This is a genomic window from Pseudomonas sp. ANT_J12, from assembly GCF_008370045.1.
In the GTDB taxonomy this organism is placed as follows: domain Bacteria; phylum Pseudomonadota; class Gammaproteobacteria; order Pseudomonadales; family Pseudomonadaceae; genus Aquipseudomonas.
On the sequence record NZ_VOBN01000009.1, the window covers coordinates 236,247 to 254,432 of the forward strand.

Below are 18,186 nucleotides of genomic sequence, written 5' to 3' on the forward strand. Positions count from 1 at the left end.
CGTATCACCATCATTACTGTGAAACGTGCCCGAGGAGAAGACGTGGATTCCCGATTGAATGCTTTTCTTGAACGCGCCGATGCCGTTCTGGCCCGTATCGAACCCCTGCTGCCGGCCCCTCGGCAAACCATCGACTGGGTGCATTGCCTGGCCGCGCGCTGGCAGCGTGAGGGCCGCAGCGGTTTCCTGTTGCCGCTGCAAGTCAGCCTCGACACCCGCTTGACCGACCTGATCGGTGTCGACCGCCAGGTGGAGCAACTGGGGCGCAATACCCAACAATTCATCGACGGCATGCCGGCCAACCACGCGTTGCTCTGGGGCTCGCGGGGCACCGGCAAATCGTCGCTGGTTCGCGCGTTGCTGGCCGAACATCACGCGGCCGGTTTGCGCCTGATCGAGATCGAGCGCGATCACCTGGCGGACTTGCCGCGTATCGTCGAGCAGGTCGCCAAGCTGCCCCAGCGTTTTGTGCTGTTCTGCGATGACCTGTCGTTCGAATCCGGCGAAGGCGATTACCGCGTACTCAAAAGCGTGCTCGACGGCTCTCTCGAACAGGCGCCGGACAACGTGCTGCTGTACGCCACGTCCAACCGTCGCCACCTGGTGCCGGAAAAGGAAAGCGATAACGAAAACTGGAAACGCGTTGACGGCGAACTGCATCCCAGCGAGGCCGTGGAAGACAAAATCGCGCTGTCGGATCGATTCGGGCTGTGGCTGTCGTTTTATCCGTTCACTCAAGAACACTTCCTTAATGTGGTCGAGCACTGGATCGGGCAACTGGCCGACAAGGCCGGCCTGGCCTGGCAACGCAACGAGGAACTCGACATTCTCGCCGTCCGCTGGGCCACTGGCCGGGGCAATCGCAATGGCCGTTGCGCCTATCAATTTGCACGTTATTGGGTTGGGTTAAAGCTGTTGGAGCACAAGGCATGATCGATTTAAAACAAAGCGGCCAGGGCCTTGAAGGCTACGGCATGCTGTGGGCGCAACTGGAATCCTTGCTGGCGGACGAGCGGGATTTCATCGCCAACGCCGCGCAGTTTTCCGCGTTTCTGTACAACCAGCTCGATGACCTGAACTGGGCCGGTTTCTACCTCAATCGCAATGAAGAACTGGTGCTGGGTCCGTTCCAGGGCCAGATCGCCTGCGTGCGAATTCCGTTTGGTCGCGGCGTCTGCGGGGCGGCAGCCGCTACCTTGCAAACCCAATTGGTCGAGGATGTGCACGCGTTTCCCGGGCATATCGCCTGCGACAGCGCCTCGAACAGCGAGCTGGTGGTGCCACTGGTCAAGGACGGCCGACTGATCGGCGTGCTGGACCTGGACAGCCCGAAACTGGCGCGTTTCACTGCCGACGACCAGGCCGGCATCGAACAGTTGGCCGCGATTTTCCTGCGCCTGACCGATTGCTGATCACGCCCGCAAGCCTGCCTTGACCAGCAGGCTTGCCGGGTCCACGGCATCGATCTGTTTCGGGTCGAGGAACTGCTCGGCGTATTGCCGGTAAATCTGTTCGTTGATAAACAGCCCGAACAACTCAGGGTCGATATGGGCATCACGGCACATCGTCGCCATGATGCCCAGCGCTTCGCTCAAGGACTTGGCTTTCTTGTAGGGGCGATCGGCTGCGGTCAGCGCCTCGAAAATATCGGCAATCGCCATCATCCGCGCCGGCAGGCTCATGTCTTCGCGCTTCAACCGTTTGGGATAACCGGTGCCGTCCATTTTTTCGTGGTGGCCGCCAGCGATTTCCGCGACGTTGTTGAGGTGGCCGGGGAAGGGCAGGTGGCTGAGCATCAGGATCGTCTGCACCATGTGGTGATTGATGATGTAGCGCTCTTCGCGGGTCAGGGTGCCGCGGGCAATGCTCAGGTTGTACAGCTCGCCGCGATTGTATTTGTGCGGCGGCACATCGAGTTTGAAGCCCCAGGGATTGTCTGGCGGGATCAGTTCGCCTTCGGCGCGTTCCAGCAGATGTTCGGGTTTGTCCGCCAGCAGCGGTTCACTGACCGGTAGCGTCGGCGCCAGGGTGCGCGCCTGACGCCGGTTCTCTTCCCAGGAAACCCCCAATCGATCATCCAGGGTTCGGGTCCAGGTCCGTTGGGCGATCACATTCAGGCGCTGGAGGTCGGCCTCGGCCATTGCCTCGCCACCCAGATTGCAGCGAGCGATAAAGGCGAAGTCATCGTCCAGACCGGCGAGGTTGGCGTTGCGCAATTCGGCCAGGTGCTGCTCGTCGCCACCCAGGGCGATGGCCTGCCAGTAGTTTATCCAGGCATCGCGCTTGAGCACTTCGAAACGGGTGCGGATCTCGTGGATGCGATCGTTCAGGGTTTCCAGTTTGGTGGCCTTGTCGACCACATATTCGGGCGTGGTGACCTTGCCGCAATCGTGCAGCCAGGCCGCGATGTGCAAGGCTTCCCACTCATCTTCGGTGGGGTGGTAGCCGCTGAACGCCGGGTCCTGGCTGGCCGCCGCAGCCTGGGCGAGCATCAGGGTCAGCGCCGGTACGCGCTGGCAATGGCCTCCGGTGTAGGGGCTTTTGGCGTCGATCGCACCGGCCAGCAGTTGAATGAAGGCGTCGAGCAGCTGTTTTTGCTTGGCTTGCAGACGCTGGCTTTCGATACTCACCGCCGCCGCGCCGGACACCGCTTGCAGAAAGGCGATGCGATCCGGGCGCAGTTTTTCCAGGTCGGTTTGGTTGCCGCTGTCGGCCAGCAGCAGTATCAGCAGACCAACCGTCTCGTTATGCCGGTTGCGCAGGCGAATGCCGATCAGGTGCACCCGCGGGCTCTGCATGGCGAGCAAGACTTTCTGCAAATCCCCCGCGTGTTCATAGCCGAGGTTGGCGACCACATTGTCCGCATTCGCCAGCTGTTGCAGCCACGCCGGGTTCTGCGGGTTCTGCAGTTCGTGGCCTTGAAGGTCGAACGACGGCAAGGGGTGGGAAGTGCCATTGATGTTCAGGCCTTGGGGTTCGATGCGCTCGCCGTCACCTTCGCGCAGGTAGATCAGGCCAGCCTGGGCCTGGGCGATTTTCACGGTTTCAAACAGCACCCGTTGCAGCAGCGGCGCGAAGCGGGTTTCAGCGCACAGGCTGTCGGTGATCTGGAAAAAACTGCCGAGGGTGTCCTTCATTCGCGCCATCGACAGGCTCAATTGATCGACCTCTAATACCGGCGAGCGGCGGCTGACGGGAAAGTTGAAATCGAAACTGCGAATCGCATCAGCTTCCTTCACCAGCGCACGCAGCGGCTTGACCAGGATGCGCGAGGTCAGCCAGCCCATCGGCAGGCACAGCAGCAAGGTGGCCAGGGTAATCAGCGCCCCTTGCCAGCGCATGCGGTAGGCATCGACGAGCAATTCATCCTCGGGCACCAGCAGTGCCATTTGCAAACCCTGGGGCCCTCCTTCCGGCATGTGGCTGCGGGCGACGATCCACTGCCGGCCAGCGACGTCCAGACGATTACCTGCCGCCGGGCTGGCCAGCAGGGCAGCGAGGGCCGGATTCAGGTCTGCGGCTTTGCCGAGGCGGGCGGTCTGGTCGTCGATGATCAGTTTGCCGCTGTCCGGGTAGGCGATGGCATTGCCCTCGGCATCGAAGAGCACGATCTCGGTGCTGGGGGTCACCACGTGTTTGGCCAGGGTGGCGCAAAGTTCGGCCAGGGTCAGGTCCGCGGCCATCACCGCACCGTCGCCGCTGCGTCGGGCCAGGGTGGTGCCGACGTTGTGGGTGGAGAAAAAAACGTAGGGTTCGGTGGTGATCTGGTCCGCCTCCGCCCGAGCGCTGGTAAACCAGGCGCGGGTTCGCGGGTCATAGGTTTCGTCGGGCATGTCCTGGCGACTGATGAGGTTCAGGGCCTGATCGTAGAAAAGGGATTGCGAGACGACCGCAGTGCCGCTGGCGGGGTGCTCGATGCTCCACACCTGATAGGCCGCCATGTCCGGGGCCTTGAGCAGCGCCTTCAACGCCTCGGTGCGCAGCGGACGCACCATGAAGAAGTCGCCATTGGCGTAGCCCAGGTACAGCGAGGCCAGGTTGGGGTTGTCCTGGAGCGATTGGCTGAACGGTTTGAGCAGCGCCAGGCGCTGCTCAAGGTTCGGGGCCTGGGTGGCCGGGGTCTCGGCCAGCAGGCTCAGCAGGTGGCGAATCGGTTCATAGGTGGCCTGCAGGTCCAGGCGTACATCCTGATCGATGCGCTCGAAGAGCTTTTCACTGCTCGAAAGAATGATCTGCGTGGTTTGCCTGTAGTTGAAAATGCCCAGCACCACACCGGTCAACAGCAACAGGAAGGTAAACATGACGCTGATATGCACGTGCAAGGGGAACCGGCGTCGATCCGGGCGCAGTGGGCTGGGCATTACGGTTCTCTCCATAGTGATTAACGCACTGCTCAGCGTCCAAGCATAGTTAAGGCGTCACCGTTTTGCCGTTGTCGTTGCAGCGTATCTGGTGCAGTAATGCTTGCTCCAGTTCGAGCATGACCTGGTTCATGGTTTTTATGCAGTGGGCGATGTCATCCGCGGGTGCTGCGTCGTGGCAGGCTTGCTCAAGGGCCTGGCAACAATCGATCAATCGGCACGCCTGGGCGATGCGGGCCGCACCTTTGATTTTATGCGCGACGTCCACCAGTGCCTGGCGGTCCCCGAGTCCGGATAAGCCCAGCAGCTCCTGGCGATCCAGGCGGTTGCTGCTCAGCAGCTCGTCCAGCAGGCGCCGGGCCATTTCCGGGTTGCCGCCTGTCAACAGCGCCAGCCCTTCCAGATTGAATGCCTGTTCACGGACCGCCGGCCTGATGCCTTCGACCCATTGGCTCAATACCGTCAGGCTCAGGGGCTTGAACAGGCAATCGTTCATTCCGGCGTGCTTGCAGCGCTGGATTTCCTCCGGCTGCGCATTGGCGGTAAAGCCGAGGATGGTGCAGGGCGAGCGTTGGGCCTGCTGCTCCTGCTGGCGGATGGTACTGGCCAGGTCGTAGCCATTCATGATCGGCATGTTGCAATCGACCACCACCAGATCGAAGGGCTCGCGCTGCCAGGCTTCCAGTCCCGCACGGCCATCATCAGCGCCGGTAAACCGATGCCCCAGGTATTCCAGTTGCTGGCACATGAGCAGGCGATTGGCGGGATGATCGTCGACCACCAGCACGTTCAAGGACGCGCCGCTGGTAGGGATGGCCGGCTCGACCCGGTCCGGCACCTGCTTGGGTGGCAGCGTCGGCAGGTACAGTGAAATGCTGACCTGGGTGCCTACCCCGGGCTGGCTGCGCAGTTGCAGGCTGCCGCCCATCATTTCGCACAAGCTGCGACTGATCACCAGCCCAAGCCCCGCGCCGCCCCGGGCCAGCTGTCCGCTGTTGCCGACCTGGGCAAAGGGCTCGAACAGGCGCTGCTGGTCCTTCTCGCTGATGCCGACCCCGCTGTCCTGGACCTGCACTTGCAGCTGCGTTCGTTCGGGTTCTTCACCCGCAAGCAGGTCAACGGTAATCCTGACCTCACCTTGCTCCGTAAATTTGATCGCGTTGCTGATCAGGTTGGACAGCACCTGCTTGAAGCGCAGCGGGTCGAGCAGCACATCGACGGGCGGTTGCGGCGGATTGAAGGCCAACAGCAGGCGCAGATTTTTCTGCCGGGCCAGCCCGTCGAAAATCCGCACCACCGAGGCGACGATTTCGCCCGGATTGACCCGCTCCGGGCTCAGGCTCAGGCGCCCGGATTCGATCCGGGCAATGTCCAGAATGTCGCCGATCAAGGCCAGCAAGTCTTTCGCCGAGCTGTACGCGGTTTCGATCGCGGAACGCTCCTGGCGCCCCTGATCCATGCGCTTGAGGGTCAGCTCAAGCATGCCGATCACCGCGTTCATCGGCGTGCGGATTTCGTGACTCATGGTCGCCAGGAAGGTGCTCTTGGCCCGGTTGGCCTCATCGGCCTGTTCCTTGGCGGCCCGCAGCTTGTCGAACAATTGCCGCCGTTCGCTGATGTCGATCCAGCCACCGATGACGCCTTGCACTTCACCGCTCGAATCACGGTAGGGGAGAATCCAGTGATAGATCGTCAGTCGACGGCCGCCGATGTGCAGCGGGCGATCAAGGATCAACGGTGTGCCTTCGGCGACGACCCGTTGATAGTCAGCCTGATATTCCCGGGCTTCGAAGGCATTGCTCATCTTGCCCTGCATGACGTTTTTGCCGATCACATCTTCGCGTTTCGCCTGGAACGCCTCCAGGTAACTGTCGTTGCAGCTTTTCAGCAGCCCCTGGCGGTCACGCACGTAAATCGGGTGAGGCGTGCCGTTGACCAGCGAGCGCATGAACTCGAACTGATCGTTCAGCGCCCGCTCGGCTGCTTTGCGCTGGTTGATCTGGCGCCGCATCCAGGCATTCCAGGCCATGGAAATCAGCAACAGGAAACTGGCGGCGGCGACGATCTGATAGAACACCCGGTGAAAGTTGTTCCAGGTTTTTTCCGAGGCCGCCGAGTAACCACGCCAGCGGCTGTTGATCACGCCCAGCTCTTCCGGGGCGATGCTCAGCAGCGCTTTGTCGATGATCGAACTCAGCTCCGTGGCGCCCCGGGCCGTGGCCAGGGAAAACGCCGCTTGCCGGGTACCGATGGTGGTGCTGATCTGCAGTTTGTGTTCAAAGATGTGCGACGAAATAAAGTAGTTGGCGATGACCAATGAATTGACGGCGCCCTCGACCTGGCCCTCGGCGAGCAGTTCCACGGCATGAAAGGTGTCCGGCGTTTCAATCAGGTGAATCCGTGGAAATTCGCTGCGCAAGTAGTCCATCAGCGGATTGCCCTGGGCGATGGCCAGGCGTTTGCCTTGCAGTTGCGCCAGGTGGGTCGCGCTGTCGGCGGACTTGCGGGTCACCAGCACAAAGGAGTTTTCCAGATAGGGGCGACTGAAATTCAACTGGGTCTGGCGCTGAACGCTGGGGAGCAGCGCGGCGATCAGGTCGGCCTGATTGTCTTTGATGCGCGCGATCATTTGATCGTCGCCGCGGCTGCGCTGGATCTCGAAGCGCAACCCGGTACGCAGCCTGATCAGCTCCAGGAGGTCGGCGGTGACACCACGAAAATTGCCGTCGCTGTCGAAAAACGTCAGGGGCGCGAACGCTTCGTTGACCACCACGCGCACCACCGGGTGCTGTACCAGCCACTGCTGCTCACGGTCGGTCAGTTGCAGCTTGTGATCAGTGAGCAGAATGTCGCTGCCGGCACTCCAGCGTTTGGCGATGTTGTCTCGCTCGCTGGTGGGGATGGCCGCGAGGATCGCATTGACGATCTGCAGCAGTTGCAGGTTGTCCTTGCGCACCGCAAAGCTGAAACCGTGTGCTTCGTGTTTACCGAAGTTGGCCATGCGGATGTTGTTCAGGTAACCCTTGTTGATCATGTAGTGGGTGGAAATGGTGTCGCCGAGGAAGACGTCCGCCTGGTCGAAAGCCACCGCATTGATTGCATTCTGGTAGGACGGGTAGTCGATGATGAGCGCCTTGGGGTACAGCGCCTTCACTTCCTCCAGCGGCAGGTAGTGATACACCATGCTCAGTCGCAGCCCGGCGAGGCCATCGGTCAACGATCGGGTTTCGCCCTCGCGGGTTACCAGCACCGGCCGATCCACGGCATAGGGAGCAGACAGCACAATGTCGGGGTTTTGGGCTTCGAAGCCATTGGCCGTGCCGAGCAGGTCGACCTCTCCCAGTTGCAATGCCTTGATGGCGGCCTGGCGCGAAGCGTAGCGCTGGACCTTGACCGGCAATCCCGTGGCCTGCCCGAGGATCCCGGCATAGTCAGCGGTGAAACCTTCATAGTCCTGGCCACTGACGGTCAGGTCGAAAGGGGGATAGTCGGGGGCGGAGGAGCCCAGTATCAGTTCGCGTTTGTTCTGTGCCCATTGGCGTTGTGTTTTATCCAGCTGGACTTCCAGGTGTCCACCCGTTGAGCGGCTGAGCAGGGAGTAGTTCTCGACGGCGGTGGGTGCTGCGCAAACTGAGGCGCTCAGGCATAAACCTGCACTCAATGTTATTAGATAGTCCTTTAGGCGACTGGGCATCCTGTCTCTCACACTAACGCGTTACGTTTTGCCATCTCGATGAGTGCTACCAGGGATTTGGCCTTGAGTTTTTGCATGAGGCGTTTCTTGTAAGTACTGACTGTCTTGTTACTCAGGAACATGCCTTTGGCGATTTCCTTATTGGTGCGTCCTTGAGCGAAGAGTTGCAAGACCATCAATTCCCGATCGTTGACGGATTTGAACAGTTCAAGTTCGGCATAACGCACATCATCCGGGCGTACGGGATTCAAGGCCTGGCTGGGGAAGTAGTTATAACCTGACAATACGGCCTTGATGGCGCTCATCAGTTCGCTGAGGTCTTCCTGTTTGCACACATACCCCGAGGCACCGGATTGCATGCAGCGAATGCCGAACAGTGTCGGGCATTGCGCGGTCAGCACCAGGGTTTTCAGCGGTGTGCTCATGGCATTGAAACGGGCGAGAACTTCCAGTCCATCCAGTTTGGGGATGCTGATGTCAAGAATGATCAAGTCGGGCATGCATTCACGAACCATCTGCATGGCATCGACCCCATTATCGGTTTCGCCCACGACTTTATAACCCTCATGCTCCAGCAGCATCCGCACGGCAAGGCGGATGACGGGGTGATCGTCGACAATAAAAACGGAGTTCATAATCAAGTCCCATACGTGCGCGAATAAAGCGCGCACCTTAGCTCAGTTAATTGTGAGGGCGCATGAACGGACGGGGCTGTAGCGGCAATATAGGACTTTTCCTACAAATGAAAAAGAATGGGGCTACGTATAAACTGGGTTTTGCATAAGGAATGTGAAAGTTCTGATTGTGTAATCGGAAATTGATTAGGGTTGGTATGTAAGTAATGCGCAGTAGTTGATTGCGTATGAGACGTATCAGAAAGTCGCGCGTTTTTCCCGCAACTGAAAGGGGTGGTCTTCCACCAGCAGGATGTGCAAGTCGAAGTCGAACAGTGGGGTTTGCATGAAAGGGAATACGCCGCCAGCAGTGAGCGCCTGATGATTGCGCGAGCCGGCCGGGTATTCGATCAGTCAGCTCAGCGCGGCGCGTAGGGAGATTCAGCGGCTGTTGAAAGGGCGTTGAAGGGCGAGCGCCTTCAATCAGCCGGTCAGAAGCGTCTGACACGGCTGATCTTGAGGTTTTTATCCGTGGATCGAGCGGCCAGTCATTTCCTGGGCCATCTCACTGGCATAGCTGTCGGTCATGCCGGCGATGAAATCAATCATGCGCAGAAACGAGGTATGCAACGGGCCGTGGGGATCGGGCGCGTTGTTACCCAACAGGTCCAACACCCGGCGGCTCTTGAAGGACGGCGAGCGCCCGTTGTGCTGTTCCAGCGCCGCGCCGCAGAAGGCGTTGAGCAGGATTTCCAGCGTGGTGTAGGCGCCGATTTCATGCAGCGTCTTGCGCTTGTCCTGGAAGATCTTTTTACGCGCCATGTCCTTGGCATTCAGCACGCATCGCTTGGCCGGGCCGTGCATGTGCTCCACCAGATCGCCGGGCAGCGTGCCGGCCAGCAACGCGTCCTGTTGCTCGACAAAGGCGCGGGCGGCGGCGTTGGTCAGGTGTTCGATGGCTTTGCCGCGCAGGATCGCCAGTTTGCGCCGACGCGAATCCTGCGCGCCGAGCTGGCGATAGGTCTGCGGAATATCATCACCCACCAGGTCCAGCAGCAGGGACTCGACTTCGGCGTACTCCAGCAGGTCCATCTCCAGGCCGTCTTCAAGATCGATCAGCGCGTAGCAGATGTCATCGGCGGCTTCCATCAGGTACACCAACGGATGACGCGCCCAGCGCTGGTCTTCCAGTTGTGGCAGGCCGAGCTTGTGCGCGATCTGTTCCAGCAGCGGCAGTTCGCTCTGGTAGCAGCCGAACTTGTGCTTTTTGTAGCCCAGGGAATCGGCGTGCTTGGCGGTCCAGGGGTATTTCAAATACGTGCCGAGGGTGGCGTAAGTCAGTCGGGTGCCGCCGTCGAACTGGTGATATTCCAGCTGCGTGAGCACGCGAAAGCCCTGGGCGTTGCCTTCGAAGTTGAGGAAGTCATTGCGTTCGACCTCGCTCATGCCATCGAGCCAGCCCCGTCCGGCGGCTTGCTGGAACCAGTGACGGATCGCATCTTCACCAGAGTGACCGAACGGTGGATTGCCGATGTCATGGGCCAGGCAGGCCGATTGCACGACCATGCCCAGGTCGCTCGGGTCGCACCAGTCGGGCAGGGCGCTGCGGATGGTTTCGCCGACGCGCATGCCTAAGGAGCGGCCGACACAACTGACTTCCAGCGAGTGGGTCAGGCGCGTGTGGATATGATCGTTGCTGGACACCGGATGGACCTGGGTCTTGCGCCCCAGGCGGCGGAACGCACCGGAGAAAATGATGCGGTCGTGGTCTTTGTGGAAAGGGCTGCGGCCGAGTTCTTCCGGGCTGTGCACAGGCTTTCCGAGGCGTTCGCGAGTAAGCAGGGTTTGCCAATCCAAGGCTGGTTCTCTCCGTCAAGGGACTGATGGGGCCAGTGTCCTGTCTCGCATCAAGGCCTGCAAGCAGAACTACAGCCCGGCGGCGTCGATATCGATGAGCAGCAGGCGCTCGCCATTATCGAAAAACTGTCCGGCGGTGAGGCAATACTGGTTGCTGGTGGCATCGCGATAGGTTGTGGAAAGGGTCAGCCGTCGCTCATCCCAACCCTCGGCCAACAGGTGATAGAAGTACGGCCGCCATGACCAGTTGTGGCCCAGGTAGCGGTTATCGGCTTCCCAGGCGTTGTTGCGCCATTCCAGGTTGGGTGTCAGTTGCGTGCCGTGGCGGTCGCATTGGTAGAAGCGCAACAACCAGGGGAAAGCATCCAGCTGTGGCAGGGCGCTGAGGGGCGCGCGGGTCTGGGCCCAGTGTTGCAGGATCGCCATCAGTTCGGTGAGTTGCCGGCGCATGACCATCAATTGCCCGCGTTCAATCAGTTTGCGCTGCACGTAGCGTTGGCGCAGTTGCGCGAACTGTTCGACGAAGGCGTCGCTGGCAAAGAAATCGGTTTGCGCCCGGGCGAACAGGAAACCCTGCACATAGCGCGAACCGCACTCCAGGGCGAAATTCAGCTGGGCTTCGGTTTCCACCCCTTCGGCAATGATCCAGCACCCGGTTTTCTCGGCCATCAGCGCCAGGGCCTTGACCACTTCGCTGCTCGGTCCGCCCAGGGCGGCGGCCTGAAACAGGCGCATGTCGAGCTTGAGAATGTCCGGTTGCAGGGCCAGCACGCGATCGAGTTGCGAATACCCGGCGCCGAAGTCATCGATCGCGATCCGTGCGCCGGCCTGGCGGTAGCGCGCCACGACGTCGGCCAGGCGTTGGCTGTCGCCGCCCAGTTCGGTGATCTCGAAGACGATGCGTTGCGGGTCGACCCCATGCTTGGCCAGTTGCTTGAGACTCGGCAGCGCCTGGTCCGGGCGCAAGCGGCTGATCCAGCGCGGCGACATGTTCAGGCTCAGAAACCATTCCGCAGGGGCTTCGTGCAAACGGCTCAGGGCGTTATCACGGATCTGCCGATCGAGGCGCCGCAGGGCAATGGCGGGAGTTCGCGGGTCGGCGAACAGCGGCCCTACCGAGGTTAATTGACCATCGGCCTGGCGCAGTCGACCCAGTGCCTCGACGCCGGCGATACGGCCGGTGGCGGTATCAATGAACGGCTGAAAGCAGGCGAGCGGTTGCCCGTCGATCACGAGGCCTCCTTAGTAAGGTCTTGTTTTTGGATAGACCCGGTGCCGGGTAGGCACGCAGGATGGAACCCCTCGATAAAGAGGTTCATCCCGGTGTTATTGCAAGAATGCAGCCAGATAACGGGTGATCAGGGTTTACGCGAGGAACCCTGCATCACCAGTTTGATCAGCGGACCGAGGCTGGTGCCCAACTGAACCAGGCGCGTCACGCTGCTGACGCCGCCGCTTTTGGCACCCTTGCCGGTCAGAAAACCGAGCAGGGTTACGGCGGCCATGCCCCAGAGCGGAGCGTGCTTGATGCCGAAACCGTCTTGCAGGTTTTGCGTCATCCCGCGCACCCGCTGCAAGGGTTGCAGCAGTTGCCGGGATTCCTGGCGGATTTCCTGGCGGTGCATTTCCATGCGCAAGCGGATCAGCGCCTTGCGCATTTCCGTGCGCGAACTGTTGTGAGGCAATTGGGGCAGGCTCATGGCAGCAGGCGCTCCCGGTCGTTGGCCAATTCTTCCAAAGTACCGTGGAAGGGCGAGGACTCATCGAACACGGCCGCTTTGAGCCGCATCCCGCAAAAAATCGCAGCCAGGGTGTAGAACACGCACAGCCCGATGATCGCAGCCAGGCGATAGGTGTCCCAGAACAGGATCAACACCAGCGTCGACAACCCCACCAGCAACAGCAAGGCAAACACCAGCGCCAAGCCTGCAAACAGCAACAGGCTGACGGTGCGGGCTTTCTGTTCCTGCAATTCGATGCCGAACAACTCGACATGGCTGTGCAGCAACCCTAGAAATGCCGCACCCAGCCGCCGCGAGGAAGCGCTTGTGCCCGTCGCGGACGGGCCGGATTCGCCGATAGACATATCAGCGCCGCGTGGCCAGCAGGCCAATCAGGAAGCCCACGCCCGCGGCGATCCCGACCGATTGCCATGGGTTGGCCTGGACGTAATCTTCGGTCGCGGTGACGGCTGCCTGGCCGCGCTGGCGCAGGGAGTCTTCAGTCAGTTTCAAGGTTTCCCGGGCACGCAGCAGGCTGTCGTGGATCTGGTCACGCAATTCATCGGCCTGATCGCCGGCGATGGATTTGGTGTGTTCCAGCAACCGTTCGGTGTCGCTGACCAGGGTTTGAAAATCGTTCATCAGGATTTCTTGAGCAGTCTTTGCCTTGATGCTGGCCATGGGTGGATCTCCGTAAGTGGCTTCTGATGCGTTCGAGTATGAGCCTTGGGTGAAGGTTCAGTACAAATGACTGGTACAACTTTTGCTATGTCATGGTGCGTCAGCCTGCGCCGTTGCGCTGTTGCCGGGCGTGATTTGAGCAAAACCATAACTCAAATAATCAAAACCCGCGCAAAGGTCGTGACCTTGTGCGCCAAAGCGGTTCATTGGAATCAATGCGTTGGTTCCAATACGTCGCAACTTGGTGCATGGATTGCCTGCGCGAACTGCTTTGGTGCTTTTTAGCCTTCAGGTCTGCCAACCCCATGGAAAATCTGCAAAGCGCTGTGGACAGTCTGGTCCATAGCTCCAATACGTTGTTCATTTTGATCGGTGCAGTCATGGTGCTGGCCATGCACGCCGGGTTTGCGTTTCTGGAAGTCGGCACGGTTCGACAAAAGAATCAGGTCAATGCCTTGTCGAAGATCCTCAGCGACTTCGCCATTTCGACCCTCGCGTATTTCTTTATAGGCTACTGGATTTCCTACGGCGTCACTTTCATGCAACCGGCGGCAGTGATCAATGCCGATCACGGTTACGCGTTGGTGAAGTTCTTCTTTCTGCTGACCTTCGCGGCGGCGATCCCGGCGATCATTTCCGGCGGCATTGCCGAACGTGCACGCTTCGTTCCGCAGTTGTGCGCGACCGCATTGATCGTGGCGTTCATCTACCCGTTTTTCGAGGGCATGATCTGGAACGGCAACTTCGGTGTGCAGGCCTGGTTGCTGGAGCGTTTTGGCGCCAGTTTCCATGACTTCGCCGGCTCCGTGGTGGTCCACGCCATGGGCGGCTGGCTGGCGTTGGCGGCGGTGCTGTTGCTCGGGCCACGCCAGGGGCGCTATCGCGACGGTCGACTGGTGGCGTTCGCGCCGTCGAGCATTCCGTTCCTGGCCTTGGGTTCGTGGATTCTGATCGTCGGCTGGTTCGGCTTTAACGTCATGAGCGCGCAGACGCTGCAAGGCGTCAGCGGCCTGGTGGCGGTGAACTCGTTGATGGCCATGGTCGGCGGCACCGTGGCGGCGTTGATCGTCGGGCGCAATGACCCGGGCTTCCTGCATAACGGCCCGTTGGCCGGGCTGGTGGCGATCTGCGCCGGTTCCGACCTGATGCACCCGGTGGGTGCGCTGCTGACCGGTGCGATCGCCGGGGCGTTGTTCGTCTGGTGCTTTACCGCCGCTCAAGGCAAATGGCACATCGACGATGTGCTGGGTGTGTGGCCGTTGCATGGTTTGTGTGGCGTGTGGGGCGGGATTGCTTGCGGCATTTTCGGTCAGACGGCGCTTGGCGGCTTGGGCGGTGTGAGTCTGATCAGTCAGTTGATCGGCACCTCGCTGGGCGTGATCGTGGCGCTCGCCGGTGGCTTTGCGGTGTATGGCACGATCAAGGCATTCCATGGTTTACGCCTGAGCCAGGAAGAAGAGTATTACGGCGCGGACTTGTCGGTGCACAAGATCGGCGCCGTGAGCCAGGACTAGTTTTCTACATCTTCAGCACCGGGGTAAAACCGGTGCAGCAGGCTGTAGCGGTCATGCCGGACCTGATCGACCCGCTCCTGGACCTGATGCGCGGGCAAGCCGAGCATGATCAGCGCATGGGAGGCGAGCATCAGGCTCGACTCCAGCAACTCCGGCACCACTTCATTGGCGCCGGCTGCTTTCAATTCGGCCCACTGACTGTCGTCCCGGGTGCGCACCAGGATCGGCACGCTTGGGTTGAATCGGCGCGCTTCCTTGAGGATCAGCAGCGCGATGTCGGTCTGGTCCACCGCGATCACCAGCAACCGGGCGCGTTCCAGCCCGACGGCGGCCAGCAGTTCGCCGCGCCGTGAGTCGCCGTAATGCACGCTGCTTTCACCGGCGGCGGCTTCCTGAACCCGCACGGGATCATTGTCCAGGGCGATGTAGGTTTGTTGCGCGTTGTGCAGGAACCGTCCGATGGATTGCCCCACGCGCCCGTAACCGCAAATCACCACATGGCCGTGCAGGCCGGCGTTGAGTGCGCTGATTTCTTCGAGCTTGGCTTCTTCGTTGGGCTTGCGGTGCAGGCTGGCGGCGATCCGCGGTGCGGCGCGCAGCAACAATGGCGTGACCAGCATCGAGCAGAAGGTCGCCGCCAGCAGCAGTGCGCCGAGGTCGGCGGGCATTATCTTGTTCTGTTGCATCTGGGCCATCAAGGCAAAGCAGAACTCGCCGCCCTGAGCCAATGCCAGGCCGCTGCGCCAGGCGGTCTCGCCATCGCTGCCGCGCCATTTGACCAGCAGCGCCACCACGCTGCCCTTGATCAGCAGCAACCCGAGGGTCAAGCCGAGGATGAGCACGCCGTGGCTGGCAAACAGCTGCAAGTCGATCAGCATGCCGATACTGACGAAAAACAGCCCGAGCAGGATGTCGCGGAATGGCCGGATGTCCGCCTCGATCTGATGCCGGTAATGGCTTTCCCCCAGCAGCATGCCAGCCAGGAAGGCGCCGAGGGCAGGGGAGAGGCCGAGCAGATGGGTCAGCCAGGCGGTCAGCAGCACAATCACCAACGCCAGCAGTACGAACAGTTCTGCGGAACGGGAGGCAGCGACTTCGTGGAACAGCCGGGGCAGCAACCAGCGACTGGCCAGCAGCAGGCCGACGAACAACAGCGCGGTCTTGGCCAGGGTCAGGGGCAGCGCCCAATACCAGGCTTGTTCGCTGCTGCCGGCGAACACCGGCACCAGGGTCAGCAACAACACCGCCACCACGTCCTGGAACAGCAATACGCCGATGGCATTCTGGCCGTGGCTGCTGAAAATTTCCCCCAGGCTGCCCAGCTCCTTGCTGACGATGGCCGTGGACGACAACGCCAGACCGGCACCGAGCAGCAAGGCCGGGGTGACCGACATGCCGAACAGCATTAGCAAGATCCCCAGCAGCAGCCCGGAAATCAACACTTGCAGGCTGCCAAGTCCGAATACCACCCGGCGTAGCGCGATCATTTTCGACAGGGAAAACTCCAGCCCCAGGGAGAACAGCAAAAACACCACGCCCAACTCCGCGAGATCCGGCAATTCGTCGCTTTTGTTGACCCAGTCGAGTGCCGTGGGCCCGACCATCAGGCCCACGCAGAGGTAGCCCAGCACAGGCGGCAAACGCAGGCGCCGAAACAGGGCAATGACCACCAGGGAGGAGGCGAGGATGATCAACAGATTGGCAAACACAAAAAACTCCGGTGACGGGTGCGGGCAACCCAAGCGTAGAGGCAAAAAAAGACCAGAGCATCGCGCAGACGGGATTCAGGGCAAATGATATGCATCAGGAAATTGCCGAAATTTTTTGAAATTTTACTGACGGGCGTCTGCAGGGCGTGCGCTCATTGGCTCGGCGGCGATGGTGGGCCTAGAATGAACCCTTACTTGAACGAGTTTGTTTGTCATGCCTCCTGAATGTCAGCTGTTCGGCACCCTGGGTTGCCATCTTTGTGAAGTGGCCGAAGAAGAACTGATGCCCTTGGTCGAGCACGGTTTGATGGTGGAGTTGGTCGATATCGCGGAAAACGAAGCCTGGGTCGATGAGTACGGGTTGCGTATCCCGGTGTTGCGGCGCCTGGATACCGGGGCTGAACTCGATTGGCCCTTCGATGCCGAGCAGGTTGTGGCGTTCTTGCGCTGAGTCTTCCCGCCCGTCGCGGCGTTGTGTTCGTCCATTGGCGAAAAACCGGTTATTCGGTTGCTGTACGTGCATACAGTTATTCGGATTGCCTGCCTCGCATCCTCCTATTTCGGAATTGGCCAGGTGATCCCGCTAGTCAGAGGGATGAATCGTGGTCAATGTCGAACAATTGAAGAACAGCGTGAACCGGATGTCGATCGACGTGGTGCGCGAGGCAGTGATCGAACTGCGCCTGGATGGCCTGGTCACCGAAGGTAAAACCCCTTTCAATAAGCTGCATTTCAACACCTGTTTTGCCGAAATCGAGGCGTTGTTCCAACGCGCGGGGTATCACCGGCAACTGGATGTCGTGGGTTACCAGGGCTTGATGTATGCGCTTTACGATCCCGGCCGCTGGGAAGCGGTGGATGTGTTGCGCTGGCTCAAGGAGTTCACCGAAGCGGCTGCGCGGGCACAGTCGATACCGGCGTGAGGATTCTGCGCTAGGTTCGTGCTGGCCACTGTTGGATAATGCCGCCCTGCATTGAGGGTTAGAGCTTTTCGTATGTCCACTTCATCGTTTTGCGCTGCACACAGCCAGGCCAGCACCCTCTACCTGCCGCCCGGCTCGTGGCAGACCGTACTCGATTGCCTGTGCGAACATTTTCGCGCTATCGGTCGTGAGCAATGGCTGGACCGGATCGCGCGTGGTCGGGTCCTCGACGGCCAGGGCCTGCCAATCGCCATTGACCTGCCGTACAAGGAAGGCCTGAGGATTCACTATTTTCGCGAGGTGCCGGACGAAAAGCCGATCCCGGTGATCGAGACGATCCTGTACGCCGATGAGCACCTGGTGGTTGCGGACAAACCGCACTTCCTGCCCGTGACGCCTGCTGGCGAATACGTTGAGCAAACCCTGCTGCGGCGGCTGATCCGCCGGTTGGACAACCCGCATCTGGTGCCTTTGCATCGCATCGACCGGCATACGGCGGGGCTGGTGCTGTTTTCCGCCAACCCTCAGACGCGTTCGGCGTATCAGTCGCTGTTTCCGACGCGGCAGATCGAGAAGCGCTACGAGGCCATTGCCCGGGCATTGCCGGAATTGTCCTTTCCATTAGTCCATAAAAGCCGACTGGTGGATGGCGAGCCGTTCTTTCGCATGCAGGAAGGGGCGGGCGTCAGCAACACCGAGACGGCGGTCGAGGTCAGGGAGAAAAACGGCGATCTCTGGCGTTACGGGCTCTACCCGGTGACCGGCAAGAAGCACCAGTTGCGGGTGCACATGACGGCGTTGGGCGCCAGTATCTGCAATGATCCGTTCTATCCGCAGGTGCTCAAGGATGTCGAGGATGACTACGCCAATCCGTTGAAGCTGCTGGCCCAGGGGCTACGTTTTGTCGACCCGGTGACTGGTCAGGAGCGTAGCTTCGAGAGCAGCATCACCTTGCAGTGGTGATCGCGCACCGCACTTTTCTCCAGTGTCTAGTCCTGAAATAGGTTTACACCTATTTCACCCTAACGCCCGATGCACCGCATCGGGCGTTTTGTATTTCAAGGACAGGTGTGGGCGTTCCTGGTTGTAGATCAGGATTGCCTCCCGCACCA

The 18,186-nt window shown here is 60.4% G+C and carries 15 protein-coding genes; 6 read left to right on the plus strand and 9 right to left on the minus strand.

Annotation, left to right across the window (positions count from 1 at the left end; genetic code table 11):
• The first annotated feature begins 42 nt into the window (after positions 1-42).
• Positions 43-933 (plus strand): ATP-binding protein, encoded by an 891-nt coding sequence (locus FQ192_RS20260; RefSeq protein ID WP_149660142.1) that lies wholly within the window; start codon positions 43-45, stop codon positions 931-933.
• The gene (locus FQ192_RS20265; protein WP_149660143.1) at positions 930-1,412 is read left to right on the plus strand and encodes a GAF domain-containing protein; all 483 of its coding nucleotides are present in this window, start codon (positions 930-932) and stop codon (positions 1,410-1,412) included. Before FQ192_RS20260 ends, FQ192_RS20265 begins: the two co-directional genes overlap by 4 nt.
• On the opposite strand, the gene FQ192_RS20270 is transcribed toward FQ192_RS20265, so the two are convergent.
• The 8 genes from FQ192_RS20270 to FQ192_RS20305 form a co-directional block, all read right to left on the minus strand.
• Positions 1,413-4,361 (minus strand): HD domain-containing phosphohydrolase, encoded by a 2,949-nt coding sequence (locus FQ192_RS20270; RefSeq protein WP_149660144.1) that lies wholly within the window; start codon positions 4,359-4,361, stop codon positions 1,413-1,415.
• Between the two features lie 49 nt (positions 4,362-4,410).
• A complete protein-coding gene (locus FQ192_RS20275; protein ID WP_149660145.1) occupies positions 4,411-8,055 on the minus strand; it encodes a transporter substrate-binding domain-containing protein in 3,645 nt (1,214 codons plus the stop codon).
• A gap of 8 nt (positions 8,056-8,063) precedes the next feature.
• Positions 8,064-8,690, minus strand: coding sequence for a response regulator transcription factor (locus tag FQ192_RS20280; protein ID WP_123510288.1), 627 nt, complete (start codon positions 8,688-8,690; stop codon positions 8,064-8,066).
• A gap of 504 nt (positions 8,691-9,194) precedes the next feature.
• Entirely contained in the window at positions 9,195-10,526 is a 1,332-nt protein-coding gene (locus tag FQ192_RS20285) for a deoxyguanosinetriphosphate triphosphohydrolase (RefSeq protein ID WP_149660146.1), read from the minus strand.
• A gap of 69 nt (positions 10,527-10,595) precedes the next feature.
• A complete protein-coding gene (locus tag FQ192_RS20290) occupies positions 10,596-11,759 on the minus strand; it encodes an EAL domain-containing protein (protein WP_149660147.1) in 1,164 nt (387 codons plus the stop codon).
• Between the two features lie 125 nt (positions 11,760-11,884).
• Entirely contained in the window at positions 11,885-12,226 is a 342-nt protein-coding gene (locus tag FQ192_RS20295; RefSeq protein WP_149660148.1) for a hypothetical protein, read from the minus strand.
• Positions 12,223-12,612: a phage holin family protein gene (locus FQ192_RS20300; RefSeq protein ID WP_133838234.1), complete on the minus strand. Its 390-nt coding sequence runs from the start codon at positions 12,610-12,612 to the stop codon at positions 12,223-12,225. The genes FQ192_RS20295 and FQ192_RS20300 overlap by 4 nt, the downstream gene beginning before the upstream one ends.
• A gap of 1 nt (position 12,613) precedes the next feature.
• The gene (locus FQ192_RS20305) at positions 12,614-12,928 is read right to left on the minus strand and encodes a YqjD family protein (RefSeq protein ID WP_133838233.1); all 315 of its coding nucleotides are present in this window, start codon (positions 12,926-12,928) and stop codon (positions 12,614-12,616) included.
• A 305-nt stretch (positions 12,929-13,233) separates the two neighbouring features.
• On the opposite strand from FQ192_RS20305, the gene FQ192_RS20310 reads away from it, so the two are divergent.
• Positions 13,234-14,442 (plus strand): ammonium transporter, encoded by a 1,209-nt coding sequence (locus FQ192_RS20310; protein WP_149660149.1) that lies wholly within the window; start codon positions 13,234-13,236, stop codon positions 14,440-14,442.
• Here the strand turns inward: FQ192_RS20310 and FQ192_RS20315 are convergent.
• On the minus strand, positions 14,439-16,151 hold the full coding sequence (locus FQ192_RS20315) for a monovalent cation:proton antiporter-2 (CPA2) family protein (protein WP_149660150.1): 1,713 nt from the start codon (positions 16,149-16,151) through the stop codon (positions 14,439-14,441). The two genes, FQ192_RS20310 and FQ192_RS20315, sit on opposite strands and share 4 nt — an antisense overlap.
• Positions 16,152-16,365: 214 nt before the next feature.
• Between FQ192_RS20315 and FQ192_RS20320 the strand changes: the two genes are divergently transcribed.
• From FQ192_RS20320 to FQ192_RS20330, 3 genes are all read left to right on the plus strand, one after another.
• Complete coding sequence (locus FQ192_RS20320) at positions 16,366-16,602, plus strand: glutaredoxin family protein (RefSeq protein ID WP_149660151.1); 237 nt, start codon at positions 16,366-16,368, stop codon at positions 16,600-16,602.
• A gap of 151 nt (positions 16,603-16,753) precedes the next feature.
• Positions 16,754-17,074 carry a transcriptional regulator gene (locus FQ192_RS20325; RefSeq protein ID WP_149660152.1) on the plus strand — a complete coding sequence of 107 codons (321 nt, stop codon included), beginning with the start codon at positions 16,754-16,756 and terminating at the stop codon, positions 17,072-17,074.
• 72 nt (positions 17,075-17,146) lie between these two features.
• Positions 17,147-18,037, plus strand: coding sequence for a pseudouridine synthase (locus FQ192_RS20330; RefSeq protein ID WP_149660153.1), 891 nt, complete (start codon positions 17,147-17,149; stop codon positions 18,035-18,037).
• The last annotated feature ends 149 nt before the right edge of the window (positions 18,038-18,186 follow it).